This is a genomic window from Paraburkholderia flava (assembly GCF_004359985.1).
GTDB classification, from domain to species: domain Bacteria; phylum Pseudomonadota; class Gammaproteobacteria; order Burkholderiales; family Burkholderiaceae; genus Paraburkholderia; species Paraburkholderia flava.
The window spans coordinates 1-26448 of record NZ_SMRO01000005.1 but is presented as its reverse complement, the minus strand read 5'-3'; the positions used below and the strand labels follow the sequence as shown (position 1 = coordinate 26448).

39 protein-coding genes are annotated in these 26448 nt (G+C 60.5%); 2 read left to right on the top strand and 37 right to left on the bottom strand.

Annotation, left to right across the window (positions count from 1 at the left end; all coding sequences use genetic code 11):
* Positions 1–56: 56 nt before the first annotated feature.
* The 5 genes from msrQ to E1748_RS30510 all read right to left on the bottom strand — a co-directional run bounded on the left by msrQ (position 57) and on the right by E1748_RS30510 (position 6174).
* Positions 57–770: a protein-methionine-sulfoxide reductase heme-binding subunit MsrQ gene (gene msrQ / locus E1748_RS30530; protein WP_133651042.1), complete on the bottom strand. Its 714-nt coding sequence runs from the start codon at positions 768–770 to the stop codon at positions 57–59.
* 12 nt (positions 771–782) lie between these two features.
* Positions 783–1778 carry a protein-methionine-sulfoxide reductase catalytic subunit MsrP gene (msrP, locus tag E1748_RS30525; RefSeq protein ID WP_133651041.1) on the bottom strand — a complete coding sequence of 332 codons (996 nt, stop codon included), beginning with the start codon at positions 1776–1778 and terminating at the stop codon, positions 783–785.
* 180 nt (positions 1779–1958) lie between these two features.
* Positions 1959–3182 carry a c-type cytochrome biogenesis protein CcsB gene (gene ccsB / locus E1748_RS30520; protein ID WP_133651040.1) on the bottom strand — a complete coding sequence of 408 codons (1224 nt, stop codon included), beginning with the start codon at positions 3180–3182 and terminating at the stop codon, positions 1959–1961.
* Between the two features lie 5 nt (positions 3183–3187).
* Positions 3188–5398 (bottom strand): cytochrome c biogenesis protein ResB, encoded by a 2211-nt coding sequence (locus E1748_RS30515; RefSeq protein ID WP_133651039.1) that lies wholly within the window; start codon positions 5396–5398, stop codon positions 3188–3190.
* A 122-nt stretch (positions 5399–5520) separates the two neighbouring features.
* The gene (locus E1748_RS30510; RefSeq protein ID WP_133651038.1) at positions 5521–6174 is read right to left on the bottom strand and encodes a c-type cytochrome; all 654 of its coding nucleotides are present in this window, start codon (positions 6172–6174) and stop codon (positions 5521–5523) included.
* A 205-nt stretch (positions 6175–6379) separates the two neighbouring features.
* On the opposite strand from E1748_RS30510, the gene yihA reads away from it, so the two are divergent.
* Positions 6380–7039 (top strand): ribosome biogenesis GTP-binding protein YihA/YsxC, encoded by a 660-nt coding sequence (gene yihA, locus E1748_RS30505; RefSeq protein ID WP_133651170.1) that lies wholly within the window; start codon positions 6380–6382, stop codon positions 7037–7039.
* Between the two features lie 239 nt (positions 7040–7278).
* The gene (gene hemB / locus E1748_RS30500) at positions 7279–8277 is read left to right on the top strand and encodes a porphobilinogen synthase (RefSeq protein ID WP_133651037.1); all 999 of its coding nucleotides are present in this window, start codon (positions 7279–7281) and stop codon (positions 8275–8277) included.
* A 115-nt stretch (positions 8278–8392) separates the two neighbouring features.
* Here hemB and dsbD read toward each other — a convergent pair whose 3' ends face one another.
* From dsbD to tuf, 32 genes are all read right to left on the bottom strand, one after another.
* The gene (gene dsbD / locus E1748_RS30495) at positions 8393–10258 is read right to left on the bottom strand and encodes a protein-disulfide reductase DsbD (protein WP_133651036.1); all 1866 of its coding nucleotides are present in this window, start codon (positions 10256–10258) and stop codon (positions 8393–8395) included.
* Complete coding sequence (gene cutA, locus E1748_RS30490) at positions 10251–10577, bottom strand: divalent-cation tolerance protein CutA (RefSeq protein ID WP_205965331.1); 327 nt, start codon at positions 10575–10577, stop codon at positions 10251–10253. Before cutA ends, dsbD begins: the two co-directional genes overlap by 8 nt.
* A 191-nt stretch (positions 10578–10768) precedes the next feature.
* The gene (rplQ, locus tag E1748_RS30485) at positions 10769–11164 is read right to left on the bottom strand and encodes a 50S ribosomal protein L17 (protein ID WP_133651034.1); all 396 of its coding nucleotides are present in this window, start codon (positions 11162–11164) and stop codon (positions 10769–10771) included.
* 140 nt (positions 11165–11304) lie between these two features.
* On the bottom strand, positions 11305–12282 hold the full coding sequence (locus E1748_RS30480; RefSeq protein WP_133651033.1) for a DNA-directed RNA polymerase subunit alpha: 978 nt from the start codon (positions 12280–12282) through the stop codon (positions 11305–11307).
* 124 nt (positions 12283–12406) lie between these two features.
* Positions 12407–13030 (bottom strand): 30S ribosomal protein S4, encoded by a 624-nt coding sequence (gene rpsD, locus E1748_RS30475; RefSeq protein WP_133651032.1) that lies wholly within the window; start codon positions 13028–13030, stop codon positions 12407–12409.
* A gap of 147 nt (positions 13031–13177) precedes the next feature.
* Positions 13178–13582, bottom strand: a complete 405-nt coding sequence (gene rpsK / locus E1748_RS30470) for a 30S ribosomal protein S11 (protein WP_091019645.1) — start codon at positions 13580–13582, stop codon at positions 13178–13180.
* Between the two features lie 28 nt (positions 13583–13610).
* Positions 13611–13976: a 30S ribosomal protein S13 gene (rpsM, locus tag E1748_RS30465; RefSeq protein WP_133651031.1), complete on the bottom strand. Its 366-nt coding sequence runs from the start codon at positions 13974–13976 to the stop codon at positions 13611–13613.
* A gap of 41 nt (positions 13977–14017) precedes the next feature.
* Positions 14018–14134, bottom strand: a complete 117-nt coding sequence (gene rpmJ, locus E1748_RS30460) for a 50S ribosomal protein L36 (protein WP_004199844.1) — start codon at positions 14132–14134, stop codon at positions 14018–14020.
* A gap of 20 nt (positions 14135–14154) precedes the next feature.
* Positions 14155–14373 (bottom strand): translation initiation factor IF-1, encoded by a 219-nt coding sequence (infA, locus tag E1748_RS30455; RefSeq protein ID WP_004521905.1) that lies wholly within the window; start codon positions 14371–14373, stop codon positions 14155–14157.
* Positions 14374–14381: 8 nt separating this feature from the next.
* On the bottom strand, positions 14382–15728 hold the full coding sequence (gene secY, locus E1748_RS30450) for a preprotein translocase subunit SecY (protein ID WP_133651030.1): 1347 nt from the start codon (positions 15726–15728) through the stop codon (positions 14382–14384).
* A 46-nt stretch (positions 15729–15774) separates the two neighbouring features.
* Positions 15775–16209, bottom strand: coding sequence for a 50S ribosomal protein L15 (gene rplO / locus E1748_RS30445; RefSeq protein ID WP_133651029.1), 435 nt, complete (start codon positions 16207–16209; stop codon positions 15775–15777).
* Between the two features lie 22 nt (positions 16210–16231).
* Positions 16232–16414, bottom strand: coding sequence for a 50S ribosomal protein L30 (rpmD, locus tag E1748_RS30440; RefSeq protein WP_010106952.1), 183 nt, complete (start codon positions 16412–16414; stop codon positions 16232–16234).
* Positions 16415–16425: 11 nt separating this feature from the next.
* Positions 16426–16944: a 30S ribosomal protein S5 gene (gene rpsE, locus E1748_RS30435; RefSeq protein WP_009888402.1), complete on the bottom strand. Its 519-nt coding sequence runs from the start codon at positions 16942–16944 to the stop codon at positions 16426–16428.
* A gap of 14 nt (positions 16945–16958) precedes the next feature.
* On the bottom strand, positions 16959–17324 hold the full coding sequence (gene rplR / locus E1748_RS30430) for a 50S ribosomal protein L18 (protein WP_133651028.1): 366 nt from the start codon (positions 17322–17324) through the stop codon (positions 16959–16961).
* A 12-nt stretch (positions 17325–17336) separates the two neighbouring features.
* Positions 17337–17867 carry a 50S ribosomal protein L6 gene (gene rplF, locus E1748_RS30425; protein ID WP_133651027.1) on the bottom strand — a complete coding sequence of 177 codons (531 nt, stop codon included), beginning with the start codon at positions 17865–17867 and terminating at the stop codon, positions 17337–17339.
* A gap of 18 nt (positions 17868–17885) precedes the next feature.
* Positions 17886–18281, bottom strand: coding sequence for a 30S ribosomal protein S8 (gene rpsH, locus E1748_RS30420; protein WP_091019626.1), 396 nt, complete (start codon positions 18279–18281; stop codon positions 17886–17888).
* A 14-nt stretch (positions 18282–18295) separates the two neighbouring features.
* On the bottom strand, positions 18296–18601 hold the full coding sequence (gene rpsN, locus E1748_RS30415; protein ID WP_133651026.1) for a 30S ribosomal protein S14: 306 nt from the start codon (positions 18599–18601) through the stop codon (positions 18296–18298).
* Between the two features lie 7 nt (positions 18602–18608).
* On the bottom strand, positions 18609–19148 hold the full coding sequence (gene rplE, locus E1748_RS30410) for a 50S ribosomal protein L5 (protein ID WP_091019622.1): 540 nt from the start codon (positions 19146–19148) through the stop codon (positions 18609–18611).
* Between the two features lie 16 nt (positions 19149–19164).
* Positions 19165–19473, bottom strand: coding sequence for a 50S ribosomal protein L24 (gene rplX, locus E1748_RS30405; protein ID WP_133651025.1), 309 nt, complete (start codon positions 19471–19473; stop codon positions 19165–19167).
* Between the two features lie 10 nt (positions 19474–19483).
* A complete protein-coding gene (gene rplN / locus E1748_RS30400; protein WP_006998478.1) occupies positions 19484–19852 on the bottom strand; it encodes a 50S ribosomal protein L14 in 369 nt (122 codons plus the stop codon).
* 289 nt (positions 19853–20141) lie between these two features.
* A complete protein-coding gene (rpsQ, locus tag E1748_RS30395; RefSeq protein WP_133651024.1) occupies positions 20142–20414 on the bottom strand; it encodes a 30S ribosomal protein S17 in 273 nt (90 codons plus the stop codon).
* On the bottom strand, positions 20411–20605 hold the full coding sequence (gene rpmC / locus E1748_RS30390) for a 50S ribosomal protein L29 (protein WP_007180130.1): 195 nt from the start codon (positions 20603–20605) through the stop codon (positions 20411–20413). Before rpmC ends, rpsQ begins: the two co-directional genes overlap by 4 nt.
* Before the next feature lie 10 nt (positions 20606–20615).
* Positions 20616–21032 carry a 50S ribosomal protein L16 gene (gene rplP / locus E1748_RS30385; protein ID WP_133651023.1) on the bottom strand — a complete coding sequence of 139 codons (417 nt, stop codon included), beginning with the start codon at positions 21030–21032 and terminating at the stop codon, positions 20616–20618.
* A 2-nt stretch (positions 21033–21034) separates the two neighbouring features.
* Positions 21035–21850 carry a 30S ribosomal protein S3 gene (rpsC, locus tag E1748_RS30380; protein ID WP_133651022.1) on the bottom strand — a complete coding sequence of 272 codons (816 nt, stop codon included), beginning with the start codon at positions 21848–21850 and terminating at the stop codon, positions 21035–21037.
* Positions 21851–21861: 11 nt separating this feature from the next.
* On the bottom strand, positions 21862–22194 hold the full coding sequence (gene rplV, locus E1748_RS30375; RefSeq protein ID WP_007180133.1) for a 50S ribosomal protein L22: 333 nt from the start codon (positions 22192–22194) through the stop codon (positions 21862–21864).
* 7 nt (positions 22195–22201) lie between these two features.
* Positions 22202–22477 (bottom strand): 30S ribosomal protein S19, encoded by a 276-nt coding sequence (gene rpsS / locus E1748_RS30370; protein ID WP_091019609.1) that lies wholly within the window; start codon positions 22475–22477, stop codon positions 22202–22204.
* A 10-nt stretch (positions 22478–22487) separates the two neighbouring features.
* Positions 22488–23315 (bottom strand): 50S ribosomal protein L2, encoded by an 828-nt coding sequence (rplB, locus tag E1748_RS30365; RefSeq protein ID WP_133651021.1) that lies wholly within the window; start codon positions 23313–23315, stop codon positions 22488–22490.
* A gap of 2 nt (positions 23316–23317) precedes the next feature.
* Positions 23318–23632, bottom strand: a complete 315-nt coding sequence (gene rplW, locus E1748_RS30360) for a 50S ribosomal protein L23 (RefSeq protein ID WP_091019604.1) — start codon at positions 23630–23632, stop codon at positions 23318–23320.
* The gene (rplD, locus tag E1748_RS30355) at positions 23629–24249 is read right to left on the bottom strand and encodes a 50S ribosomal protein L4 (RefSeq protein WP_008923346.1); all 621 of its coding nucleotides are present in this window, start codon (positions 24247–24249) and stop codon (positions 23629–23631) included. Before rplD ends, rplW begins: the two co-directional genes overlap by 4 nt.
* The gene (gene rplC, locus E1748_RS30350; RefSeq protein ID WP_133651020.1) at positions 24249–24908 is read right to left on the bottom strand and encodes a 50S ribosomal protein L3; all 660 of its coding nucleotides are present in this window, start codon (positions 24906–24908) and stop codon (positions 24249–24251) included. Before rplC ends, rplD begins: the two co-directional genes overlap by 1 nt.
* Positions 24909–25105: 197 nt before the next feature.
* Positions 25106–25417 carry a 30S ribosomal protein S10 gene (gene rpsJ / locus E1748_RS30345; RefSeq protein WP_035988804.1) on the bottom strand — a complete coding sequence of 104 codons (312 nt, stop codon included), beginning with the start codon at positions 25415–25417 and terminating at the stop codon, positions 25106–25108.
* 128 nt (positions 25418–25545) lie between these two features.
* On the bottom strand, positions 25546–26448 hold a 903-nt coding region (tuf, locus tag E1748_RS30340; RefSeq protein WP_133651019.1), incomplete at its 5' end, for an elongation factor Tu.

The window sequence follows — 26448 nt, the reverse complement described above, 5'->3', positions numbered from 1 at the left end:
TTTGAAGCGGCACGTGCTTCGACGATATCTCGTCAAACAACGCTCTCCACTTACGCTTACGCCTTCGCCCGCCGCTGCGTCACGCGCGCTTTCAACCACACCGCAAGCCGCCACCCAAGCAGCACCACGACGATCGCACCATAGATCTTCGGCAGCAGCAGATCGTGCTTGCCTGCCTTCATCCACCAGAAATGCAGGATCGCCAGCGCAGCGATCGCGTAGATCGCGCGATGGAGCGTTTGCCACCGACGCCCGAGCTTGCGCACCATCGCGCGCGGCGACGTGACCGCAAGCGGAATCAGCAGAACGAACGCCGCGAAGCCGACCGTGATGAACGGCCGCTTGCCGATGTCCTTCAACATCTCCGCGGCGTCGAACCATTTGTCGAACCATACGTACGTGGTGAAGTGCAGCGTCGCGTAGAAGAATGCGTACAGACCGAGCATCCGGCGGAAGCGAACCAGCGCGGCGATGCCCGTCAAACGACGCAACGGCGTGACCGAGAGCGTGATGCACAGGAACACGAGCGTCCACAGGCCGGTCGAGCGCGTGATGAACTCGATCGGATTCGCGCCGAGCCGATCGGTCAGACCGAACAGCACAATGCGCGCGAGCGGATACCACGCGGCAATGAACACCGCGATCTTCGCGGGCACGATCCAGCGGTTCGCGGTGGAGCCGACCGCTGGCGCACGGCGTGCAGATGCAGAGGCAGCAGCCGGTGCGCGTGAAGCGTCGCGGCGAGTAGCAGTCGACGTATCGGTTGGCATGATCGGATCCGCTCAGAAGTTCTTCTTCAGGTCCATGCCCTGATACAGCGACGCGACCTGATCGCCGTAGCCGTTGAACATCAACGTCTTGCGCTTCGGCGTGAAGAAGCCGTCTTCACCGATGCGTCGCTCGGTCGCCTGGCTCCAGCGCGGGTGATCGACGTTCGGATTCACGTTCGAGTAAAAGCCGTACTCCTGCGGCGCGTATTTGTTCCAGCTCGTCTCCGGCTGCTTCTCGACGAAGCGGATCTTCACCAGCGACTTCGCGCTCTTGAACCCGTATTTCCACGGCACGACGATACGAATCGGCGCGCCGTTCTGGTTCGGCAGCACTTGCCCGTAGAGGCCGACCGCGAGCAGCGTCAGCGGATTCATCGCCTCGTCCATCCGCAGCCCTTCCGAATACGGCCAGTCGAGAATCGGCTGCGAGAGACCGGGCATCTGCGACGGATCGGCCAGCGTGATGAACTGCACGTACTTCGCATTGCCGGTCGGCTGCACGCGACGGATCAGCTCGGACAGCGAGATGCCGATCCACGGAATCACCATCGACCAGCCCTCGACACAGCGATGCCGGTACACACGCTCCTCGAGCGGCGCGAGCTTGAGCAGCTCGTCGATGTCGTAGACCTTCGCGTTCTTCACCTCACCCTCGACACTCACGCGCCAGGGCCTCGGCCGCAGCGTGCCGGCGTTGTGCGCGGGATCGCTCTTGTCGGTGCCGAACTCGTAGAAGTTGTTGTAGGTGGTGATGTCTTTGTACGGCGTCGCCTTATCCGGCACGACGAATTTCGGGTTCGTCTTCGCGGCAAGCTTCTGCGCCTTGCCGTCCGGCGATGTGTACGCCGCCAGTGCTTCGCCGTTCACACCGATAAGGCCGCCGAGCGCAACCGCGCCCGCCACCTGCAGCACGCGTCGCCGGTTCTCGAATACCGCCTGCCGCGTGATCTCGTGGGGCGCAATGCCTTCGCCGCGTACCGCGATGCCGCTCGTTCGCTTGATCCACATGTCGCTGCTCCGTGGGCGCTGCGCGCCGTTCCGATGTCCGTTCTACCCGCTTTGGCGGGCTACATTAAGGTGAACGCCGCCAACCGGGGAAATCTTCCATCGCCGGAATAAAAAAACCGCCGGTGCGAGGCACCGGCGGTTTTGCGTCGTCACAGCATAGTCGTCGTAGCGCGGCAGATATTACAGCTTGCCGTAGCTATGCAGCCCCGACAGGAACATGTTGACGCCGAGGAACGCGAACGTCGTGACCAGCAGGCCCGTGAGCGCCCACCAGGCGGCGACCGCGCCGCGCAGGCCCTTGATCAGCCGCATATGCAGCCACGCCGCGTAATTCAACCAGACGATCAGCGCCCAGGTTTCCTTCGGATCCCAGCTCCAGTAGCCGCCCCACGCTTCGGCGGCCCACAGCGCGCCGAGAATCGTCGCGATCGTGAAGAACGCGAAACCGACGGCGATCGACTTGTACATCAGGTCGTCGAGTACATCGAGCGCCGGCAGGCGGTCAGCGAGAATGCCCCGCTCCTTCACCAGATACGCGACGCCGACCATCGCCGACAGCGCGAAGCTACCGTAACCGATGAAGTTCGCCGGCACGTGGATCTTCATCCACCAGCTTTGCAGCGCGGGGACGAGCGGCTGGATCTGCTGCGCGTCGCGTGCGATCGAGTACCACATCAGGAAGCCGACGGCCGCGCTGATAACCAGCAGCACGAATGCGCCAAGCGCACGCGTCGCGTAATGCCGCTCGTAGTACAGGTAGAACAGCGCGGTGATCAGGCTGAACAGCACGAACACTTCGTACAGGTTCGAGATTGGAATATGGCCGACGTCTGCGCCGATCAGGTACGACTCGTACCAGCGCACCATCAGGCCGACGAAGCCCATCAGCACCGCGGCCCACGTCATCCCCGAACCGATCGCGCCGCCGGTCGGCGAGCGCGACAGCAGGCCGATCCAGTAGAACACCGTGGCGAACACGAACAGCGCGCTCATCCACAGAATCGCGGACTGGCTCGACAGGAAATATTTCAGGAAGAACGCGTTGTCCGCGCGCGTCAGGTCGCCGTGGTAGGTCTGGATCGCGAACAGCGACAGCACGGCGATGCCGGCCATCAGCAGACGCGCGGGCTTCCAGCGCCAGCCGAGTACGATCATCGCCGGCACCGCGCACACGAGCACGAGCTTGTCGTAGTAGTTCATGAACGGGTGATAGCGCGACAGCGCGAACCCCGCGCCGGCGACCAGCGCGATCGCGAACAGCCAGTCGGACGGTCGGAGCCGTCTCAGGAACGACCGTTCATCGAGCAGCGCGAGATCGGGCGGCTGGACGGCGGGCGTCGCGGGGCGGGTCGCGGCTGACGTGGCCGGTCGCGAAGGGGGAGTGGAGGCTTGGGTCAGATCCATAATTCTTACCGGGTCGAATCGGGTGAGCTTGCGGACGGCGGGGCGCTGGAGGCGCCGGCTGTACCGGATGCGTCGGTCGGTTTGACGCCCAACGCCGCACCGACAGCGTCGCGCGTCCGGGCAAACTCTTTTTCGAAATCGAGCGTCTTGCGTGCACTGGACATCGCCATCACGATGTCGACGCCGCGCTCACTATCTTTGAGCCAGAACCACAGGCGCCGTTCGCGGACGTAGAACATCGAGAAGATGCCCAGCACGAGGAGCAGGCTGCCAAGATACACGACTTTTTTGCCGGGTGCGCGCGTGAGCTGAAATACCGAAGCTTGCACCTGCTTGAATGAATCCAGCTGCAGATAGACCGGCGATCCATACAGGAAGCTGTCGGAAATCGCGTTGATCGAGCTTTGCAGGAAGCGGTTCGTGTCCGCGTTGACCGCCGCGGGAGCCTCGCCGATCTGCGCGCGGTCGAGCTGCCACAGATCCCACGTCGCGCCTTCCAGCATGCGCAGCAACAGCCCGGCGGCCTTTTCCTGTTCTGCCTTCGGCACCGAATGGTCGATGAAGGCCGCCACCGCGCCGAAGCCGCCGACCGGTTGACCGCCTGCTGCCGCAGTCATGTTTGCATCGGCGCCGGCAAAGAGGGTCAAGACCCGTTCGGCGCTGTCCTGCAGATGTCGCTGCAGATCGGGATTCGCGTCGGGGACCGAGCGTGCGGCAAAACGTCGCGCCGCCTCGACGCGCAATTCCGGCTGCTGGAACGCGGCGCGCAGATTCATCCACTCCTTCACCGTGCCGCCAGTGTCCGCCGGAATCCGCAGATAGCGGAACGGGTCGTCCGGATTGCTCCGCATGCCGGCGAGGAACATCCGTTCGCCGCCGACATCGACGGGCAGCATGTAGTTGTTGTACTCGCGCGCCTGGCCATCCTTGTCGCGCACCTTGTACTGCACCGACGGTCCGACGTTGTGGAGATCGAGCGGCTTCGAGGTCTTCGCGCCGGAGCCGAGGCGTTCGTCGAACGCTTCCTGCAGCGTGCGATGCGCGGTCACGCCGCGCACGTCGTTCTGGCCGCTGCCGTTCGAAATGTTCTCGACGTTGATCGCGCGGAAATCGGCGAACTCTACAGTCTGGCCGTTCGCGCCCGGCATGCTCGCCGACAGCGGCGCCGAGTTGCCGATCGTGCCGGTGAAGGGCATTGTCTTCACGGTGCCGCCGACCATCGGGTACGCGGTCATCTGCATCTGCGAGCCGCCGTCCTGGAAGCTCGACTGATAGATCGACACGCCGTCGTACGTGAACGGCTTGTTCACCTCGATGCGCGCGGGGACCTTCGCACCGGTCTTGTGATCGATCACGACGATGTCGCTTGCGAAGAGCTTCGGCATGCCGGTCGAGTAGTAGTCGACGATGAACTTCTTCAGCTCGATCGAGAACGGCAGGTCCTGGATCAGCGAACCGTCCGGCTGGTTCAGGATCGCCGTCGACACGTACTGGCCTTCCGGCACCCACGCGTAACCGCGGAACGTGAGGTTCGACTGCGACAGACGATGCTCGGGCGGAATCTCGTTGATCACCGTGTTGCCGCGGATCGGCGTCTTGTCGAACATCCACATCTGCAGCTTGATCGGCAGGTTACTGTCGAGCAGACCGCCGATGCAGATCACGACAAACGCGACGTGCGCGAAGATGTAGCCGATCTTCGCCAGCGCGCCGCACTTCGCGGCGATCAGCGTCGCACCTTCGCTCTCGCGCGTCACGAACCGGTAGCCGAGCTTGCCGACGAGCCGCGAGAGCAGCGCCACCGATTCGGCACGCGTGCCCTCGACCGCGAATTCGCCCTTGTGATGGAACGCGCGCAGACTGCCCTCGCGCACCTTGTCCTTCCAGCTCTTCATGTCGGCGATCATCTTCGGCGCATTGCGGATCACGCACAGCGACACCGACGTGACCAGAAAGCAGAGGATCAGCATGAACCACCACGCGCTGTACACGGTGTACAGCGACAGCGAGCGGAAGATGTCCGCCCAGAACGGGCCGAACTGATTGACGTAGTTGGGATACGGATCGTCCTGAGTCAGCACGGTACCGATGATGCTCGCGATCGCCAGGATCACGAGCAGCGCGATCGCGAAGCGCATCGAACTCAGCAGTTCGACTGCACTGCGCACGGCCCGCTGGCCCGACTTCAACTGCAAACCCGACGTGGTGACGCTCATTCAAACTCCGACTGAACAGCAAAAAAGGGTGAAGGGCGGTCGCTTCGAGCACGACGCCCCCACCCTTTTCTTGTTTTCTGACCGGCCCGTGGGCCGGCTGCACCTGCGTGCGGACTGCTGGTTTAGTGCAAGCCCGCGATGTAATCGGCGACTGCCTTGATCTCGCTATCCGACAGACGCGACGCGACCGTATGCATCGCCTCGTTGTTGTTGCGCGCTCCCGGGCCTTGCTGGAACGCGGTCAACTGCGCAACCGTGTAATCAGCCCACTGACCCGACAACCGCGGATACTGCGACGGAATCCCCTGACCGGTCGGGCCATGGCAGCTCGCGCATGCCGGCACGCCCTTCTCGGCGATCCCGCCTCGATAAATCTTCTGTCCGAGCGCAACCGTGTCCTTGTTGTGCGCATAACCAAGCTTCGGTGTCTGCTCGGAGAAATACGTCGCGACGTTGACCATGTCCTGGTCCGACAACGCAGCCGCCATGCCCGCCATGATCGCATTGTTGCGCGCGGCCTGCTTCGCGCCCGGCTGCGTCTTGAAATCCTTGAGCTGCTTGACGAGGTACTCGGGATGTTGGCCCGCGAGCTTCGGATACGCGCCACCGGCGCTGTTCCCATCCGCTCCGTGGCACGAAGCGCAAACCTGCGCTGCGATTGCCTGTCCCCTGTTGACGTCCGGCTTGGCCGGATCTGCTGCTCTTGCCTGTACCGCTAAAACTGAAAGACCCGCTGCTGTGTGAAGCACCACCAGAAACTTGCCCAGTCGATTCATTCGCACACCCTGTTTCGTCTTGTGGGAATTAGAGGTTTTGCAAAATACGACGGTGACCGTTTGACTCCGCAAAGGCTTGCGCATTGGCCCCGCTGGTCTTCAGTAAACCGTCGTATTGTACAATAACTCGCTAATCGCCAAGACGCCAGTCGGGCATGTCCCGGCCCGATCAGGGCTCCCTCCGCGTCTTTTCTCTGGTTTCCTCATGGCCTTCCTGCTCCACCAAGCCCGCTTTTTAACCACGGTGAATCACCTGCGCGACCTGCCGCCCACGCCGCAGCCTGAAGTGGCATTCGCGGGGCGATCGAATGCGGGCAAGTCGACGGCAATCAACATACTGTGCAATCAGAAGCAGCTTGCCTTCGCCAGTAAAACGCCCGGCCGCACGCAGCATATCAACTACTTCTCGGTCGGCCCCGCGGACGAGCCAGCGGGCCATCTCGTCGATCTGCCGGGCTACGGCTACGCCGAAGTGCCGGGTGCGGCGAAGGCTCACTGGGAAGCGCTGCTGTCCAGCTATCTGCAGTCGCGTGCCCAACTGCGCGGCATGATCCTGATGATGGATTCGCGCCGTCCGCTCACTGAGCTCGACCGGCGCATGATCGAGTGGTTTGCACCCACCGGCAAACCGATCCACGCGCTGCTGACCAAATGCGACAAATTGACGCGGCAGGAAAGCGTCAATGCGCTGCGGACCGCGCAAAAAGGTTTTGCCGAGTACAAGAATGCGGGCTTCGAAGGCGAACTCAGCGCGCAGCTCTTTTCGTCGTTGAAGCGGGTCGGACTCGACGAAGCGCACGCGCTGCTCGAAAGCTGGATCATCCCGGGCGAGACAGGCGAACCGGCCGCCGGGGCAGACTCGTAAAACCCGTCGTGTCGAGGTGGCTGGGCGGCGATGCATTTTCGTTCGCCCATAAAAAAACCCGCCGCTTGTAACGGCGGGTCAAACAGCCTAATCGAAAAACACGACAGGCACCCGCTCAGGGAGGAGAAGCGGGGAGGTCAGCGCATAGCGCCTTGCTCGATCGGTATGATATACCATTGTCTCAAAAAGTTTCCCGGAGGCGGAAGCAGGGCTTTTTTCTCACCTCTACGATATTTCCTATGAGCTTCTATCCGCATCACCGTCCGCGCCGCATGCGCCGCGACGACTTCTCGCGCCGCCTGATGCGCGAGACGATTCTCACGACCAACGATCTGATCTATCCGGTATTCGTCGTCGAAGGCAATAACGAGCGGCAAGCCGTGCCGTCGATGCCGGGTGTCGAACGCGTGTCGGTGGATCTGCTGATGGGGGTCGCCGAGCAGTGCGTGTCGCTGGGTGTACCTGTGCTGTCGCTGTTCCCGGCCATCGAGCCCGCGCTTAAAACGCCGGACGGCCGCGAAGCGGCTAACGAAGCGGGCCTGATTCCGCGCGCGGTCCGTGAGCTGAAAAAGCGCTTTCCTGAACTGGGCGTGCTGACCGACGTCGCACTCGATCCGTACACGAGCCACGGCCAGGACGGTGTCCTCGACGAAAACGGCTACGTGATCAACGACGAGACCGTCGAGATTCTCGTCGATCAGGCGCGTACGCAGGCCGAGGCCGGCGTCGATATCGTCGCGCCATCGGACATGATGGACGGACGCATCGGCGCAATCCGCGAAATGCTGGAGAGCGACGGCCACATCCATACGCGGATCATGGCGTATTCGGCCAAATACGCGTCAGCGTTCTACGGTCCGTTCCGAGATGCAGTCGGCTCGGCGGCGAATCTGGGCAAGAGCAACAAGATGACTTACCAGATGGACCCGGCCAATTCCGACGAAGCGCTGCGCGAAGTGCAGGCCGATATCGACGAAGGCGCCGACATGGTGATGGTCAAGCCCGGCATGCCGTACCTCGATATCGTGCGGCGCGTGAAGGACGAGTTCGGTTTTCCGACCTACGTTTATCAGGTGAGCGGCGAGTATGCGATGATCAAGGCCGCTGTGCAGAACGGCTGGCTGGATCACGACAAGGCGATGATGGAAGCGCTACTCGCGTTCAAGCGGGCCGGTGCGGATGGCGTACTGACTTACTTTGCGCTGGATGCTGCGCGTCTGCTGAAGGCGCAACGCTGATTCTGTTCGCGGTCGTTTCATCATGAAAAAGGTGCTGGTTACAGCGCCTTTTTCATTGGTTAGCTCTCGACGCGCGTTGCATGTACGTGCCGCTTTTGCGTTCCTCGCATATCGCTCAGGTCTGCGGTGACGGCGGCATCGCGCGATCGAGGCTGCGTAGAAACTGATCTGCCGGTTGATACCCGACGACGCGCAGCACTTCCTTCCCGCTGCGATCGAAGAAGATGATGCCCGGCGGTCCGAAGAGCTTGAAGCGTTTCAGCAGTGCCTGGTCGTCGGTATTGTTCGCGGTCACATCTGCACGCAGCAGATTCATCTGTTTAAGTCGTGCCTGCACGCGCGGGTCGCTGAACGTGAATTTCTCCATCTCCTTGCAGCTCACGCACCAGTCGGCGTAGAAGTCGAGCATCGCCGGTTGTGCGCCTGACGCAACTGCCTGATCGAGCTGCTGCGACGAACGGACTGGCGCAAACATCAGCTCAGGCTGGGCTGCCGCACCGGCGCCCGTAGCCGGACCGCGAGCAGCCAGCACCGCGAGCGGCCGCAAAGGATCTGTCGATCCCGCAGCAAGACCGACGAGCAACACCACCGCCCAGACCGCAAATGCCGCGCCGATGCCGCGCGCGAATCTGCGTCCCAGCGAAACGCCTGCTGCCGGCGCCGCAAACAGCCCGAGCGCCGCTGCAGCAACGAGCAGCCACACAGCGCTCAACAACATCTGCGCGACGGCTCCAAGCACCGGCCAGACGATCCACAACGCGGCCGCGAGCAGCACGACACCGAAGAAGACCTTCACACCGTCCATCCATGCGCCCGCGCGCGGCAGCAACGTGCCGGCTCCGAGACCAATGATGAGCAGCGGCACACCGAGCCCGATGCCCATCGAGAACAGCGCCGCGCCGCCGAGTACTGCATTGCCCGTGTGCGCGATGAAGGCGAGCACCGCGAACAGCGGCGCCGTCATACATGCGCCGACGACGAGCGCGGACAGCGCGCCCATCAGCGCGACCGCGACGTACCGGCCGCCCTGGCGCTTCTGCGATGCCTGCGATACGCCGTCCTGCCAGCGCTGCGGCAACGCGATGTCGAAGCCGGCGATCAGCGTCAACGCGAAGGCCATCAGCAGCACCGCAAACGTGCCGAGCACCCACGGGTTCTGCAACCATGCCCCGAGACTCTGGCCGACCAGCGCGGCCGCGATACCGAGCGCCGTATAAACGAGCGCCATCCCGATCACGTACGCGAGCGACAGCGAGAATCCGCGCGCACGCGTTACCCGCGCGCCCTCGCCGACGATGATCGCCGACAGGATCGGAATCATCGGATACGAACAAGGCAGCAAGCTCAGGACGATACCCGCGACGAAATACAGGCCGACGATGGTGAAGAAGCCGCCGCCCTCGAGCAGCGATTGCGCGTAGTCGGCGCTGGTGGCGCGTTCGAACCAGGAAGCGCCGTCGTGCGCACCGGTGGCCTGTGTGGTCGGCTGCGCGGATGCGCCGGCGCTTACCGGCTGCAGCGCGGCACCGTTGACGTGGTACACGCGCTCCATCGGTGGATAGCAGATGCCCGCATCGGCGCATCCCTGCGACGTCACCGCGAGGTCGAAACCGGCTGCGGCCTGCTTGACCGGAACGTGGATAGTTAGCTCGCCACGATAGGTCTCGACGTTCTTCCCGAACGTCTGGTCGAATTTCACGTGACCGGCCGGCAGTTGCGGATCGCCGAGTGTCGCCGTGCCGCTCTTCACGGCGAACGCAAAGCGCTCGCGATACATGTAGTAGCCGTCGGCGATCTTGTAGTGAACGTCGACGACGCCGGGCGTCTCGCTCGCGCTGAAACGGAATGCGTCCGAGGGATCGAGGAAATCGTCCGCCGCACGGGCGAGGTTCGTCGACAGCAGGACGAGTGCGAGCAGCGCAAGAAGCAGGGCGACGATGGGCGCGGTGCTGCGCGATCGCCAGTCGATACGGTTAAACATGAATAGTGCGTTGTGTTTCGGCGTTGACCCACTGTCCGTACGCGACCGATGCAGTGGCCTGCCACGACAGGATTTCGGGAGTGTCGTACGGGTGATGTGACTGGATGAACTGCTCGAGTTCCGTCGCACGGGCGACGCTCATTTTGAACAGCACCTGGATCTCGTCGGCAGATTCGATCTTGCCTTGCCAGTGATAAACGGACTGCACGTGACCCAACTGCGTCACGCACGCAGCGAGACGTGCGGCGAGAACGTCGGACGCGAGCTTCCGGGCGGTCTCCGCATCGGGCACCGTCGTCAGAATCAAGGTCACGTTCAGGCTCACGCGCGGGCTCCGGCAGCGGGAAATCAGGACGTTATCGTAACACCGGGTACCGTGCATCTGCCGGCAGCCGGTGCGGCTATCGGTCACGCTGTCTGGTGCATTCAGAGCCACGAAAAACAAAAAAGCCAGGCAATGTGCCTGGCTTTCTGTGCAGTTCGTGTGCCGCTCGACTGCAATCGCTTCGCTTATTCAGCTTCGGCGATGTTCTCGGCTTCGACCGGTTCCGGACGATCGAGCAGTTCGACCAGCGCCATCGGTGCGTTATCGCCGACGCGGAAACCGAACTTCAGGATGCGGAGGTAGCCACCCGGGCGGTTCTCGAAACGCGGGCCGAGCACGTCGAACAGCTTGGTGACCGAGTCACGATCGCGCAGGCGGTTGAACGCCAGACGACGGTTGGCCAGCGACGGCTTCTTGCCGAGCGTGATCAGCGGCTCGACGACTTTACGGAGTTCCTTCGCCTTCGGCAGCGTCGTCTTGATGACTTCGTGCTCGATCAGCGAATTGGACATGTTACGGAGCATTGCCAGACGGTGGCTGCTCGTGCGGTTCAGTTTCCGCAAACCATGACGGTGACGCATTTCATTTCCTTTGATTCAAAGTTTTGATCCAGCTCTTCTATCGCTTCCCTTGTAGGCAGCACGGGCCGGTAGTGAAAAAAGCAAGACGCGGATTTTAAAGGAAAATCCGCGTCTTTGCCAGTCGCGGTACAGCGTGCGATTTACTTGTCGAGACCAGCCGGCGGCCAGTTTTCGAGCTTCATGCCGAGCGTCAGGCCACGCGAAGCGAGTACTTCCTTGATCTCGTTCAGCGACTTGCGGCCCAGGTTCGGCGTCTTCAGCAGCTCGTTTTCCGTACGCTGGATCAGGTCGCCGATGTAGTAGATGTTCTCCGCCTTCAGGCAGTTCGCCGAACGAACCGTCAGCTCGAGATCGTCCACCGGACGCAGCAGGATCGGATCGATCTGCGGCGCGCGCGACGGCGCTTCGGCTGCAGCCTCGGTGCCTTCCAGTGCAGCGAACACCGACAGCTGATCGACCAGAATGCGCGCCGATTGACGGATCGCTTCTTCCGGCGAAATCACACCGTTGGTTTCGATGTTCATCACGAGCTTGTCGAGGTCGGTACGCTGTTCGACACGCGCGCTTTCCACTGCATAGCTCACACGGCGAACCGGCGAGAACGACGCGTCCAGCACGATACGGCCGATGATCTTGGCCGACTCTTCGCCGTAGCGACGCACGTTGCCCGGCACATAACCGCGACCCTTCTCGACCTTGATCTGCACGTCGAGCTTGCCGCCCTTCGACAGATGCGCGATCACGTGATCCGGGTTGATGACTTCGCAATCGTGCGCGAGTTCGATATCGCCGGCGGTCACGAGGCCTTCGCCTTCCTTGCGCAGCGTGACGGTCACTTCGTCACGATTGTGCAACTTGAATACGACACCCTTCAGGTTCAACAACAGGTTGACTACGTCCTCTTGCACACCGTCGAGCGTCGAGTATTCGTGCACGACGCCTGCGATCGTCACTTCGGTCGGCGCGTAGCCAACCATCGACGACAGCAGCACGCGCCGAAGCGCGTTACCCAAGGTGTGGCCATAGCCGCGTTCAAACGGCTCCATGACCACTTTCGCGTGGCTCTCGCCCAGCGATTCGACTGCGATGATCTTGGGCTTCAACAAACTGGTTTGCATAGGTTTTCCTTTTCAATACCCTCGGCTCGTTACACCGATAAGGCTGACCGGTAACAACCTGAAAATAAACAGCCGAGACGCCCCCTTGCTCAGCGCAATCAGGGTGCCCCGGCCGTTAATCCGATTACCGCGAATACAATTCGACGATCAGGCTTTCGTTGATATCGCCAGCGATGTCGCTACGTTCTGGCATTTGCTTGAACGTGCCTTCGAATTTCTTCGAATCGACAGCGACCCAGCTCGGCAGGCCGCCTTGCTCGGCCAGCGAAAGCGCTTCGAGAATACGCGCTTGCTTCTTGGCTTGTTCGCGGACAGCGACGATGTCGCCAGCCTTGACTTGCAGCGACGGAATGTTCGAAACCTGACCGTTCACCGTGATCGCCTTGTGGCCCACGAGCTGGCGCGCTTCAGCGCGCGTCGAACCGAAACCCATCCGGTAGACGACGTTGTCGAGACGCGATTCGAGCAGTTGCAGAAGGTTTTCACCGGTGTTGCCCTTGCGGCGGTCCGCTTCCGCGAAGTAGCGGCGGAACTGGCGCTCGAGGACACCGTAGATGCGCTTCACTTTCTGCTTTTCGCGCAGCTGCGTACCGTAATCGGACGTACGTGCACCCGACGTGCGGCCATGCTGGCCAGGCTTGCTGTCGAGCTTGCACTTGTCAGCGAGCGAACGACGGGCGCTCTTCAGGAAGAGGTCAGTGCCTTCACGGCGGGACAGCTTGGCCTTAGGGCCGATATAACGTGCCACTTTGCGTTCCTTCTATGATTGATCACGTGAACATCTGTATTCACGCTAGTCCGGACCCTTTGGGCCGAACGGTGGGCTTAGTCAATTCAATAATGCACAAGCCTGTCGACGCCCAAGGCGGCAACAGGCATGAGCAAGCGCGACGTCTTAGATACGACGACGCTTCGGCGGACGGCAGCCGTTGTGCGGAACCGGCGTCACATCGGAGATCGTGGTGATCTTGATGCCAAGACCATGCAACGCGCGCACCGCGGACTCACGGCCAGGGCCGGGACCCTTGATCCGCACTTCCAGATTCTTGACGCCGTATTCCATCGCCACGCGGCCAGCCGATTCAGCTGCCACCTGGGCTGCAAACGGGGTCGACTTACGCGAACCCTTGAAGCCCTGGCCACCCGATGTCGCCCAGGCAAGAGCATTGCCCTGACGATCGGTGATCGTGATGATGGTGTTGTTGAACGACGCGTGGACGTGAACCACGCCCTCGGCGACGTTCTTCTTGACCTTCTTGCGAACGCGTTGCGCCGCGGAGTTGTTCGAAGCCTTAGCCATTACGTTTTCCTGTAACTGTCAGTTCCGCTTACTTCTTCAGCGATTGCGCTGCACGACGCGGACCCTTGCGCGTACGGGCATTCGTACGCGTGCGTTGCCCACGCAGGGGCAGGCCCTTGCGATGGCGTACGCCACGGTAGCAGCCCAGATCCATCAGGCGCTTGATATTCATCGTCGTTTCACGGCGCAGATCGCCTTCGACAATGAACTTACCGACTTCTTCACGCAGCTTTTCGAGGTCTGCGTCGGTCAGGTCCTTAACCTTCTTCGAAAATGCCACACCAGATGCGACGCAAATGTCGCGCGAACGCGTGCGGCCAACACCATAGATCGCCGTCAGGCCGATTTCGGTGTGCTGGTGGTTCGGGATGTTAACCCCTGCGATACGAGCCATTGTTTTTCCTCAAACAAAAAGCGCAAGCAAAAGCGCGGCGTTCAGCCTTGACGCTGTTTGTGGCGCGGATCAGAGCTGCAAATCACGCGCACAACGCCTTTGCGCTTGATGATCTTGCAATTGCGGCAAATGCGCTTAACCGATGCCATCACTTTCATGATATTACCCTTTTTTCAAATCACTTCGCCCGGAAGACGATCCGCGCACGCGACAGATCGTAAGGCGTCAATTCAACCGTTACCTTGTCGCCGGGAAGGATACGGATGTAGTGCATCCGCATCTTTCCGGATATGTGTCCCAATACGACATGGCCGTTTTCCAGCTTCACCCGAAAGGTAGCGTTGGGGAGGTTTTCGATCACCTCACCCTGCATCTGGATCACATCGTCTTTGGCCATATGTCCTTTCAACGCATCGGGACGCCGCCGCCTTTGAAATTGGCTTTCTTCAGCAGCGATTCATACTGTTGCGACATAACGTACGACTGGACCTGCGCCATGAAATCCATTGTGACGACGACAATGATCAGCAGCGACGTTCCACCAAAATAAAACGGCACATTCCAGCGCAGCACCAAAAATTCCGGCAACAAACAGACGAACACGATGTAGATCGCACCCGCCAGCGTCAAGCGCGTGAGAATGCGGTCAATATATCGGGCAGTCTGATCACCCGGACGGATACCCGGGACAAACGCACCACTTTTCTTCAGGTTGTCGGCCGTTTCCCTGCTGTTGAACACCAGTGCGGTGTAGAAAAAGCAGAAGAACACGATCGCCAACGCATACAGCAATACATACACCGGTTGACCAGGCTTCAGCGCTTCGGCCACGTTATGCAGCGTGTCCGAGAACCAGCCGGTACGCGAACCCGAACTAAACCAGTTCAGGATCGTTGCCGGGAACAGGATGATCGACGACGCGAAGATCGGCGGAATCACACCCGACATGTTCAGCTTCAGCGGCAGATGCGACGACTGGCCACCGTAAATCTTGTTACCGACCTGACGCTTCGCATAGTTCACGAGGATCTTGCGCTGGCCGCGTTCGATGAACACCACCAGATACGTCACGGCTGCAATTAGCGCGACCACGATAATCGCGGACACCGGACCCATTGCGCCGGTCTGCACCAGCGAAACCAGCCCGCCGATCGCATTCGGGAAGCCCGCAGCGATCCCGCCGAAGATGATGATCGAGATCCCGTTACCAAGGCCGCGTTCCGTGATCTGCTCGCCGAGCCACATCAGGAACATCGTGCCCGTCACGAGGGTCACCACCGTCGTCAGCCGGAACACCATACCCGGATCGAGCACCAGCCCAGGCTGATTCTCGAGCGCCACCGCAATACCGAACGCCTGAAACGTCGCCAGCACGACAGTGAAGATTCGCGTGTATTGCGTGATCTTCCGCTGCCCCGCTTGCCCTTCTTTCTTCAGCGCCTCGAGCTGCGGCGATACGATCGCCAGCAGCTGCATGATGATCGACGCCGAGATGTACGGCATGATCCCCAGCGCGAAAATCGTAAACCGCGAAAGTGCGCCACCCGAAAACATGTTGAACATGCCAAGGATGCCGCCCGACTGGCTCTGAAACAACTTCGCCAGTTGGTCCGGGTCGATACCCGGCACCGGAATATGCGCGCCGATCCGGTAGACGATCAGTGCCAGCAGCAGAAACACTGCCCGCCGACGCAGATCGCCAAACTTCGCCGCGCTTCGACCGGGTTTTGCGAGACTCGGGCTGTTAGCCAAGTACCTTCTCCGATGCAAATGCTAGTGACGGCAATCGACTTGCTCGTTACTCGGCAAAAGAACCGCCTGCTGCTTCAATCGCAGCACGCGCGCCCTTCGTCGCACCCAAACCCTTCACCACGATCTTGCGCTTCAGCTCGCCCGTCGCGATGATCTTGGCGCTGCGAGTCAGTTCGCCGACGAGGCCGGCTTGCTTCAACGCGAGCAGATCGATTTCGTCGACCGGCAGCTTTTCCAGATCGGCGAGGCGCACTTCACCAACGAATTCCTTCGTCAGCGACGTGAAGCCGCGCTTCGGCAGACGACGTTGCAGCGGCATTTGACCGCCTTCGAAGCCCACCTTGTGGAAGCCGCCCGAACGCGACTTCTGGCCCTTGTGACCGCGACCTGCGGTCTTGCCGAGGCCGGAGCCGATGCCGCGGCCGACGCGACGCTTGGCGTGCTTCGAACCTTCTGCCGGCTTCAGATCATTCAATTCCATTATCAACTCCTAGTCGGAAGCCTTAGCCGATGACCTTAACGAGGTACGAGACCTTGTTGATCATGCCGCGGACCGCCGGCGTATCCTGCAACTCGCTAACCGAGTTGAGGCGGCGCAGGCCCAAGCCACGCACCGTTGCACGATGCGTCTCGCGGGTCCCAATCAGGCTCTTGACGAGCTGAACCTTGACAGTTTTTTCAGACATGGTGCCCACCTTTAGCCCAGAATTTCTTCGACGGACTTACCACGCTTCGCCGCGATGTCACCCGGCGTGGACTGCTTGCGCAGACCGTCGAGCGTTGCACGAACGAGGTTGTACGGATTCGTCGAACCGTGGCTCTTCGCCACAACGTTCTGCACGCCCATCACGTCGAACACTGCGCGCATCGGGCCGCCGGCGATCACACCGGTACCGTCCTTCGCCGGAGCGAGGAGGACCGTCGATGCGCCATGCTTACCGTGCACTTCGTGTTGCAGCGTACCGTTCTTGAGCGGCACCTTGAACATGTTGCGGCGAGCCTGTTCCATTGCCTTCTGGACAGCAACCGGCACTTCCTTCGCCTTGCCCTTGCCCATACCGACACGGCCATCGCCATCGCCAACCACGGTCAGTGCGGCGAAGCCGAGAATACGGCCACCCTTCACGACCTTGGTCACGCGATTGACCGAGATCATCTTTTCACGAAGGCCGTCGTCGCGTTCGTCAGCCTGAACTTTCGCTTGCATCTTTGCCATGACGAATTCTTCCCTTAGAACTTGAGCCCGGCTTCACGCGCCGCATCAGCCAGCGCTTTCACGCGGCCGTGGTAGCGGAAACCCGAGCGGTCGAAGGCGACGGATTCGATGCCGGCAGCCTTAGCCTTTTCTGCGATGCGCTTGCCGATCAGCGTGGCAGCGGCGACGTTGCCGCCCTTGCCCGTCTTGTCAGCCAGTTGCGCACGCACTTCGGCTTCGAGCGTCGACGCGCTGGCGAGCACCTTGGTGCCGCACGGCGAGAACACCTGTGCGTAGATGTGCGTGTTCGTGCGATGCACGGCGAGACGCGCGACCTGCAGCTCAGAGATCTTGATACGCGTCTGACGAGCGCGGCGCAGGCGAGATTGAGTCTTATCCATGATTGCGCACCCTTACTTCTTCTTCGTTTCTTTAAGGATCACGACTTCGTCGGCGTAACGCACACCCTTGCCCTTATAGGGCTCGGGCGGGCGGTAACCGCGCACTTCCGCAGCTACCTGGCCGACCTTCTGCTTGTCGATTCCCTTGATCACGATTTCGGTCTGCGACGGGGTTTCAGCCTTAATGCCTTCCGGCATCTGGTGCACCACAGGGTGCGAGAAACCCAGCGACAGATTCAGCTTGTCGCCTTGTGCCTGTGCGCGATAACCGACGCCAACCAGCGTCAGCTTGCGCTCGAAACCCTTCGTGACGCCCAGCACCATGTTCGCGACCAACGCGCGCATCGTGCCCGACATCGCATTTGCTTCGCGGCTTTCGTCGACCGGCTCGAACTTGATGACGCCGTTGTCGTTCATCACCTTCACGAGCTGATTCGCAGCCTGCGAAATCGTACCCAGCGGCCCCTTGACGGTGATGCGATCGCCGCTCAATGCCACTTCCGCGCCTTGCAGCGTGATTGGGCTTTTACCTACTCGAGACATGTTTCTTCTCCCTTCGGCTTAAGCGACGTAGCAGATGACTTCGCCGCCCACGCCCGTAGCGCGCGCCTTGCGGTCCGTCATCACGCCCTTCGGCGTCGAAACAATCGCCACACCGAGGCCATTCATGACCTGGGGAATGTCGTTGCGGCCACGGTACACGCGCAGACCGGGCTTCGAGACGCGTTCAAGGCGCTCGATAACCGGACGGCCGGCGTAGTACTTCAACGCAATATTCAGTTCCGACTTCGCGCCTTCCGACTTCACTGCGAAATCGTCGATATAGCCTTCGTCCTTCAGGACCTGCGCAATCGCAATCTTGACTTTCGACGAGGGCATAGTCACCGACACCTTCTCGACCATCTGCGCATTGCGGATGCGAGTCAGCATATCGGCGATAGGATCACTCATGCTCATTTACGTCTCTCCTATTACCAGCTCGCCTTGGTCAGGCCAGGGATCTCGCCGCGGAACGCGATTTCGCGAATCTTGTTACGCGCAAGGCCGAATTTACGGAACGTGCCGCGCGGGCGACCAGTAATCGCGCAACGATTGCGCTTACGGGTCGGGTTCGAATTGCGCGGCAGTTGCTGCAACTCCAGACGCGCCGCATAGCGCTCTTCGTCCGTCTTGCTTTGGTCGTCGATGATCGCCTTCAGCGCGGTGCGCTTCGGGGCGAACTTCGCGGCAAGGCGGGCGCGCTTCTTTTCACGTTCGATCAGTGCCAGTTTAGCCACGGTAACCTCAGTTTCTGAACGGGAACTTGAAGCTGGCGAGCAGTGCCTTTGCTTCGTCGTCAGTCTTCGCGGTCGTCGTGATGCTGATGTTCAGCCCACGCAGCGCGTCGATCTTGTCGTAGTCAATTTCGGGGAAAATGATCTGCTCTTTCACACCGATGTTGTAGTTGCCGCGACCGTCGAACGCACGACCCGACACGCCACGGAAGTCGCGCACACGGGGGAGCGCAACCGTCACGAAACGGTCCAGAAATTCGTACATCGCCTGGCCACGCAACGTGACCATTGCACCGATCGGATAGCCCTGACGGATCTTGAAGCCGGCAATTGCCTTGCGCGCCTTCGTGATCACCGGCTTCTGACCTGCGATCTTCGTCAGATCGCCCACAGCGTTTTCGATGATCTTCTTGTCAGCGACGGCTTCGCCAAGGCCCATGTTCAGGGTGATCTTGGTGATGCGCGGCACTTCCATCACGGACTTGTAACCGAACTTCTCGGTCAGGCCGGGGACAACCTTCTCTTTATAAAACTCTTGCAAACGTGCCATTTTTCACTCCGCAGCGTCAGGCGCTTAGCACAGCACCGGTCGACTTCAGGAAACGAACCTTCTTGTCTCCTTCGACCTTGATGCCGACACGCGACGGCTTGCCATTCGCGTCGACCAGCGCGACGTTCGAAATATGCAACGGCATCGTCTTTGCTTCCACGCCGCCCGTCGTACCCTTCATCGGATTCGGCTTGACATGCTTCTTGGCGATGTTGATGCCCTCGACGGTTACATGCTCTTCGCCGATAGCCAGCACGACGCCGCGCTTGCCCTTGTCCTTGCCGGTGACAACGATGACTTCATCACCCTTGCGAATCTTGTTCATCGCGACTCCCTTACAGCACTTCCGGCGCCAGCGAAACGATCTTCATAAACCGTTCGCTACGCAACTCACGCGTGACCGGCCCGAAAATACGGGTACCGATAGGCTCGAGCTTGGTATTCAAAAGCACGGCGGCATTGCCATCGAACTTGATCAGCGAGCCGTCTTGACGGCGCACGCCCTTGGCGGTGCGAACCACCACGGCGTTGTAAATCTCGCCTTTCTTCACGCGTCCGCGCGGCGTTGCCTCTTTGACAGTCACCTTGATGATGTCGCCGATGCTGGCATAACGACGCTTCGAGCCGCCGAGCACCTTGATGCACATGACTTCACGCGCACCTGTGTTGTCGGCCACTTCAAGCCGAGTTTCGGTCTGGATCATGGTTTATCTTTCCCAACTTAATCCGGTTGCACCACCATGGCACACCCAGTCAGTCTTGGTCCCGTCAGCCAACTGGCCGCTTGGGTTAGAACAGCAGCGACGGCCGACGAAACCCGCCATCGCAATCCGGTGAATCTTTCGGCTCAGACTGGCGCCCGACCCGCTTCCCCCACCAACTTCGCCCGCGACGGGGCTCCCATAACGAGGGAAGACCGAGATTATAACAAATAATCCCGGCCTTGCAAGCTAAACTTACTGCAATTTCAGGGACATCTACCGCGGCGCGATCTTAGATCACGCGAGCAGCTTCAACAAGGCGCGACACCGTCCAGGCCTTCGTCTTTGCGATCGGACGAGTTTCCTGGATTTCGACGAGGTCACCCTCGTTATAGGTGTTCGCTTCATCATGCGCGTGGTACTTCTTCGAGCGCACGACATACTTGCCGTAAATCGGATGCTTCACGCGGTGCTCGACCAGCACGGTAACCGTCTTGTCCATCTTGTTGCTGACGACCTTGCCGACCAGCGTCCGCTTAAGCGAGGTTTTCACGCTATCGTTCATTTCTGGTTCGCCTTCTCAGTCAGGACGGTCCGCACACGTGCGATGTCGCGACGAACCTTCTTCAGCTGGCTCGTGTTCGTGAGCTGCTGGGTCGCGAGTTGCATGCGCAGGCCGAATTGCGCCTTCAACAGGTCCGACAGCTCCTTGTTGAGCGCGGCCTGGTCTTTCTGGTGAAGTTCGGAAGCCTTCATCGTTTACTCCTTAGGCGCCGAGCTGACGAACGATAAACGTCGTCTTGAGCGGCAGCTTCGCTGCAGCCAGACGGAACGCTTCGCGTGCCAGTTCTTCGGTTACGCCGTCCATTTCGTACAGCATCTTGCCCGGCTGGATTTCAGCGACGTAGTACTCCGGGTTACCCTTACCGTTACCCATACGTACTTCCGCCGGCTTATGCGAAATCGGCTTGTCCGGGAAAATGCGGATCCAGATCCGGCCGCCGCGCTTGATGTGACGCGTCATGGCACGACGCGCCGCTTCAATCTGACGAGCCGTCAGGCGGCCGCGACCGATAGACTTCAGACCGTACTCACCGAACGACACCGCGTTGCCGCGAGTAGCCACACCGGTGTTACGACCCTTCTGCTCTTTGCGATACTTCCTGCGTTTCGGTTGCAGCATCGTTATTCTCCAGTCTTGCCGTCGCCGCCGGCGCCGCCAGCACCACCCGTACGACGCGGTGCGCCACGGCGTGCACCTGCCGGAGCACCACCTTCACCATCGCGACGCGGACGGCGATCGCCACCCGGACGTGCGTTGCGGCGGGGGCGCTTTTCTTCGGCAACTTCTTCCACCACCGGCGCGTCATTGCGGCCGAGCGTGTCGCCCTTGTAGACCCACACCTTGACGCCGATGATGCCGTACGTCGTCTTCGCTTCCGAGGTCGCGTAGTCGATGTCCGCGCGCAGCGTATGAAGCGGCACGCGACCTTCGCGATACCACTCGGTACGGGCGATTTCGATGCCGTTCAGGCGACCGGCGCTCATGATCTTGATGCCTTGAGCACCCAGACGCATCGCGTTTTGCATCGCGCGCTTCATCGCGCGACGGAACATGATCCGGCGCTCGAGCTGTTGCGTGATCGAATCGGCGATCAGTTGCGCATCGGTTTCCGGCTTACGGATTTCTTCGATGTTGACGTGGACCGGCACGCCCATGCGGCGTTGCAGTTCCGACTTCAGCAGTTCGATATCCTCGCCCTTCTTGCCGATGACAACACCCGGACGCGAGCTGTAAATCGTGATACGCGCGTTCTTTGCCGGACGCTCGATCACCACACGGCCCACCGAAGCGTTCTTCAGCTTCTTCTTCAGGTATTCACGAACACCGATGTCTTCCTGCAACATCGCCGCGAAATTGCTGTTGTTGGCGTACCAACGCGAAGCCCAATTGCGGCTGACGGCCAAACGGAAGCCAGTCGGATGAATTTTCTGTCCCATCGTATGGCTCCTTAATTCCCGACCGTCACAGTGATGTGACAGGATTGCTTCTCGATGCGGTTGCCGCGGCCTTTAGCGCGCGCGGTGAACCGCTTGAGCGACGCAGCCTTATCGATGTAGATGCTCGTGATCTTGAGCTCATCGATATCAGCGCCTTCGTTGTGCTCCGCATTCGCGATCGCCGACAGCACGACCTTTTTCACGATGCCAGCCGCTTTCTTCGGCGAGAACGTCAGAACGTTCAGCGCCTTGTCGACCGGCAAACCGCGGATCTGGTCAGCCACAAGGCGCGTTTTCTGCGCCGAGATGCGGGCACCGCGATGAATTGCTTTCACTTCCATCATGAGCCCCTTATTTCTTGGCCTTCTTGTCGGCTGCATGACCCTTGAACGTACGGGTCAATGCAAACTCGCCAAGCTTGTGGCCGACCATGTTTTCCGAGACGTACACCGGAACGTGTTGACGGCCGTTATGAACGGCGATCGTCAGACCGATGAAGTCGGGAAGGATCGTCGAACGACGCGACCAGGTCTTGATCGGTTTCTTGTCACGCGTAGCTGCAGCCGCCTCAACCTTCTTCAGCAAATGGGCGTCGCAGAACGGACCTTTTTTAACAGAACGTGCCATTGCCTACTCCTTAGCGCTTGTGACGGCGCTGGACGATCATCGTCGTCGTGCGCTTGTTGCTGCGAGTGCGGTAGCCCTTCGTCGGCGTGCCCCACGGGCTCACCGGATGGCGACCTGCTGCCGTCTTGCCTTCACCGCCACCATGCGGGTGATCGACCGGGTTCATCGCAACGCCACGCACCGTCGGACGGATACCGCGCCAGCGGTTCGCGCCGGCCTTACCGATTTGACGGAGGCTATGTTCTTCGTTGCCCACTTCACCGATCGTTGCGCGGCACTCGACGTGCACGCGGCGGATTTCGCCGGAGCGCAGACGAACCTGCGCGTACGTGCCTTCGCGAGCCAGCAGCATTGCCGACGTACCAGCCGAACGTGCGATTTGCGCGCCCTTGCCCGGCAGCATTTCGATGCAGTGAATCGTCGTACCGACGGGGATGTTGCGGATCGGCAGCGTGTTGCCTGCCTTGATCGGCGCTTCCGAACCGGACAGCAGTTGCTGACCGACCGTCATACCCTTCGACGCGATGATGTAGCGACGCTCGCCATCTGCGTACAGAACCAGCGCGATGTTCGCGCTACGGTTCGGATCGTATTCGAGACGCTCGACCTTAGCCGGAATGCCGTCCTTCGTACGCTTGAAGTCGACGATACGATACTGTTGCTTATGGCCACCGCCCTTATGACGCGTGGTGATGTGGCCGTTGTTGTTACGGCCGGCAGTCACGCTCTGCGAATCGAGCAGCGGTGCGAACGGCTTGCCCTTATGCAGATCCTTGTTGACCACCTTGACCATCGCGCGGCGGCCCGGCGAAGTCGGCTTAACTTTAACGATTGCCATGATTACTTGGCCTCCGCTTCAAAGTTGATTTCCTGGCCGGGCTTCAGGCAGACATACGCTTTCTTCACGTCCTTGCGCTTGCCCATGAAACGGCCAAAGCGCTTGGCTTTGCCCTTCTGGACCAGCACGTTGACGGAATTGACTTCCACCTTGAACAGCAGCTCGACAGCAGCCTTAACTTCCTGCTTCGTCGCATCCGGTGCGACTTCGAACACGACCTGCTCGTGCTTGTCGGCTACCAGCGTCGCCTTTTCGGAGATCACCGGCGCGAGCAGGACCTGCATCAAACGATGATCGTTCTTGCGAATCTCGCTCATGACAGCAACTCCTCGATCTGGGCGACCGCAGCTTTCGTGATCAGCACTTTCTTGAAGTAGATCAACGACAGCGGGTCGGCGTAACGCGGCTCGACAACCGCCACGTGGGCGAGGTTGCGCGACGCGAGGTACAGGTTTTCGTCAACCGTGTCGGTGATCACCAGCACGGAATCGAGACCCATCGCCTTGAATTTTTCGGCCAGCAGCTTGGTCTTCGGCGCTTCGAGCGTCAGTTCATCGACGACCGAGATGCGGCCTTCACGAGCCAGTTGCGAGAAGATCGAGCAGAGACCTGCGCGATGCATCTTCTTGTTGACCTTGTGCGAGAAGTTTTCTTCCGGCGAATTCGGGAAGATACGGCCACCGCCGCGCCACAACGGGCTCGACGACATACCGGCACGGGCACGACCCGTACCCTTCTGACGCCACGGCTTCTTGGTCGTGTGCTTGACCTGCTCACGATCCTTCTGCGCGCGGTTGCCGCTACGGGCGTTGGCCTGGTAGGCCACCACGACCTGGTGAATCAGGGCTTCGTTGTAGTCACGGCCGAACACGACGTCCGACGCGCTGACTCCAGCACCTTCCTGGCCATTGGCATTAAGGAGCTTCAGTTCCATTATTTCGCTCCTTTCACGGCACGCGCCTTCACTGCCGGCGTCACGATAACCTTGCCACCCTTCGCACCCGGAATCGCGCCCTTGACCAGCAACAGCTTGCGGTCGGCGTCGATACGAGCGATTTCGAGGTTTTGCACGGTTACGGTGTCGTCACCCATATGACCGGTCATGCGCTTACCCGGGAACACGCGACCCGGATCCTGCGCCATACCGATCGAGCCCGGCACGTTGTGCGAGCGCGAGTTACCGTGCGATGCACGGCCGGATGCGAAGTTGTAACGCTTGATGGTACCGGCGTAGCCCTTACCGATCGACACGCCTTGCACGTCGACCTTCTGGCCCACTTCGAAAAGATCGACATCGACCACCGCGCCAGCGGACAGCTCGGCTGCCTTGGCGGCATCGATCTGGAATTCCTTGAGGATTTCACCGGCTTGAACACCGGCTTTGGCGAGATGACCTGCGATCGGCTTCGTCACGCGCGATGCACGACGCGTACCGAAAGCAACCTGAACGGCCGTGTAGCCGTCGGTTTCAACAGTCTTGATCTGCGTCACGCGGTTGTCGGACACGTCCAGCACGGTAACGGGAATCGAGTCCCCATCAGCCGTAAAGATACGGGTCATGCCAACCTTGCGACCTACGAGTCCAAGGCTCATCGTTTTCTCCATTCCCGACTGCGATTGGTCGGGGCTAATTTACAAAATGCCGGCGCTGACCGGTCGATACCGGGCAAATCGCGCCGACTTTTTTGCGCAAATGCGCGAAAAGCCGTCCATTATAGCGGGGCTTTTCGTTTTCCGCAAGCAATCAAAGACTTAGCGCCGCCCGACGAATCGGACGACGGCTGGAAACCTTATTGCAGCTTGATTTCGACGTCCACACCTGCCGGCAGATCGAGCTTCATCAGCGCGTCGACGGTCTTGTCCGTCGGGTCGACGATGTCCATCAGGCGTTGGTGGGTACGGATTTCGAGCTGATCGCGCGACGTCTTGTTGACGTGCGGCGAACGCAGGATGTCGAAGCGCTGGATGCGCGTCGGCAGCGGCACCGGGCCACGAACGATTGCGCCAGTCCGCTTTGCGGTCTCGACGATTTCAGCTGCCGACTGGTCGATCAGACGATAGTCGAAAGCCTTCAGGCGAATGCGGATTTTCTGGTTCTGCATGATGTTTCCTTGAAAAGAGCGAAGCGGTATTGCACCGCTAAATTAAAAAGAACAAGAGACCGGGCACCTTCCTGGGAGGCGGGCGCCCGGTCCCGGGCACCTGTTACTGCTACAGCAAACCAGCGATTTTACTCGATGATCTTGGCGACGACACCAGCGCCGACGGTACGACCGCCTTCACGGATAGCGAAGCGCAGACCTTCTTCCATCGCGATCGGCGCAATCAGCTTCACCGTGATCGACACGTTGTCGCCCGGCATCACCATTTCCTTGTCCTTCGGCAGCTCGATCGAGCCCGTCACGTCCGTCGTGCGGAAGTAGAACTGCGGACGGTAGTTGTTGAAGAACGGCGTATGACGGCCGCCTTCGTCCTTGCTCAGCACATACACTTCAGCCGTGAAGTGCGTGTGCGGCGTGATCGAACCCGGCTTGGCCAGCACCTGGCCACGCTCCACATCTTCACGCTTCGTGCCGCGCAGCAGGATACCCACGTTGTCGCCTGCCTGACCCTGGTCGAGCAGCTTGCGGAACATTTCCACGCCCGTGCACGTCGTCTTCACCGTCGGCTTGATCCCGATGATCTCGATTTCTTCGCCGACCTTCACCACGCCACGCTCGATACGACCCGTCACCACCGTGCCACGGCCCGAGATCGAGAACACGTCTTCCACCGGCATCAGGAACGCACCGTCAATTGCGCGCTCCGGCGTCGGGATGTACGTGTCCAGCGCATCGGCCAGGCTCATGATCGCCACTTCGCCCAGCTCGCCCTTGTCGCCTTCCAGCGCCAGCTTCGCCGAACCCTTCACGATCGGCGTGTCGTCGCCCGGGAAGTCATACTTCGACAGCAGCTCGCGCACTTCCATTTCCACCAGCTCGAGCAGCTCGGCGTCGTCCACCATGTCGCACTTGTTCAGGAACACGATGATGTACGGCACACCGACCTGACGCGCCAGCAGGATGTGCTCACGCGTTTGCGGCATCGGGCCGTCTGCGGCCGAGCACACCAGGATCGCGCCGTCCATCTGCGC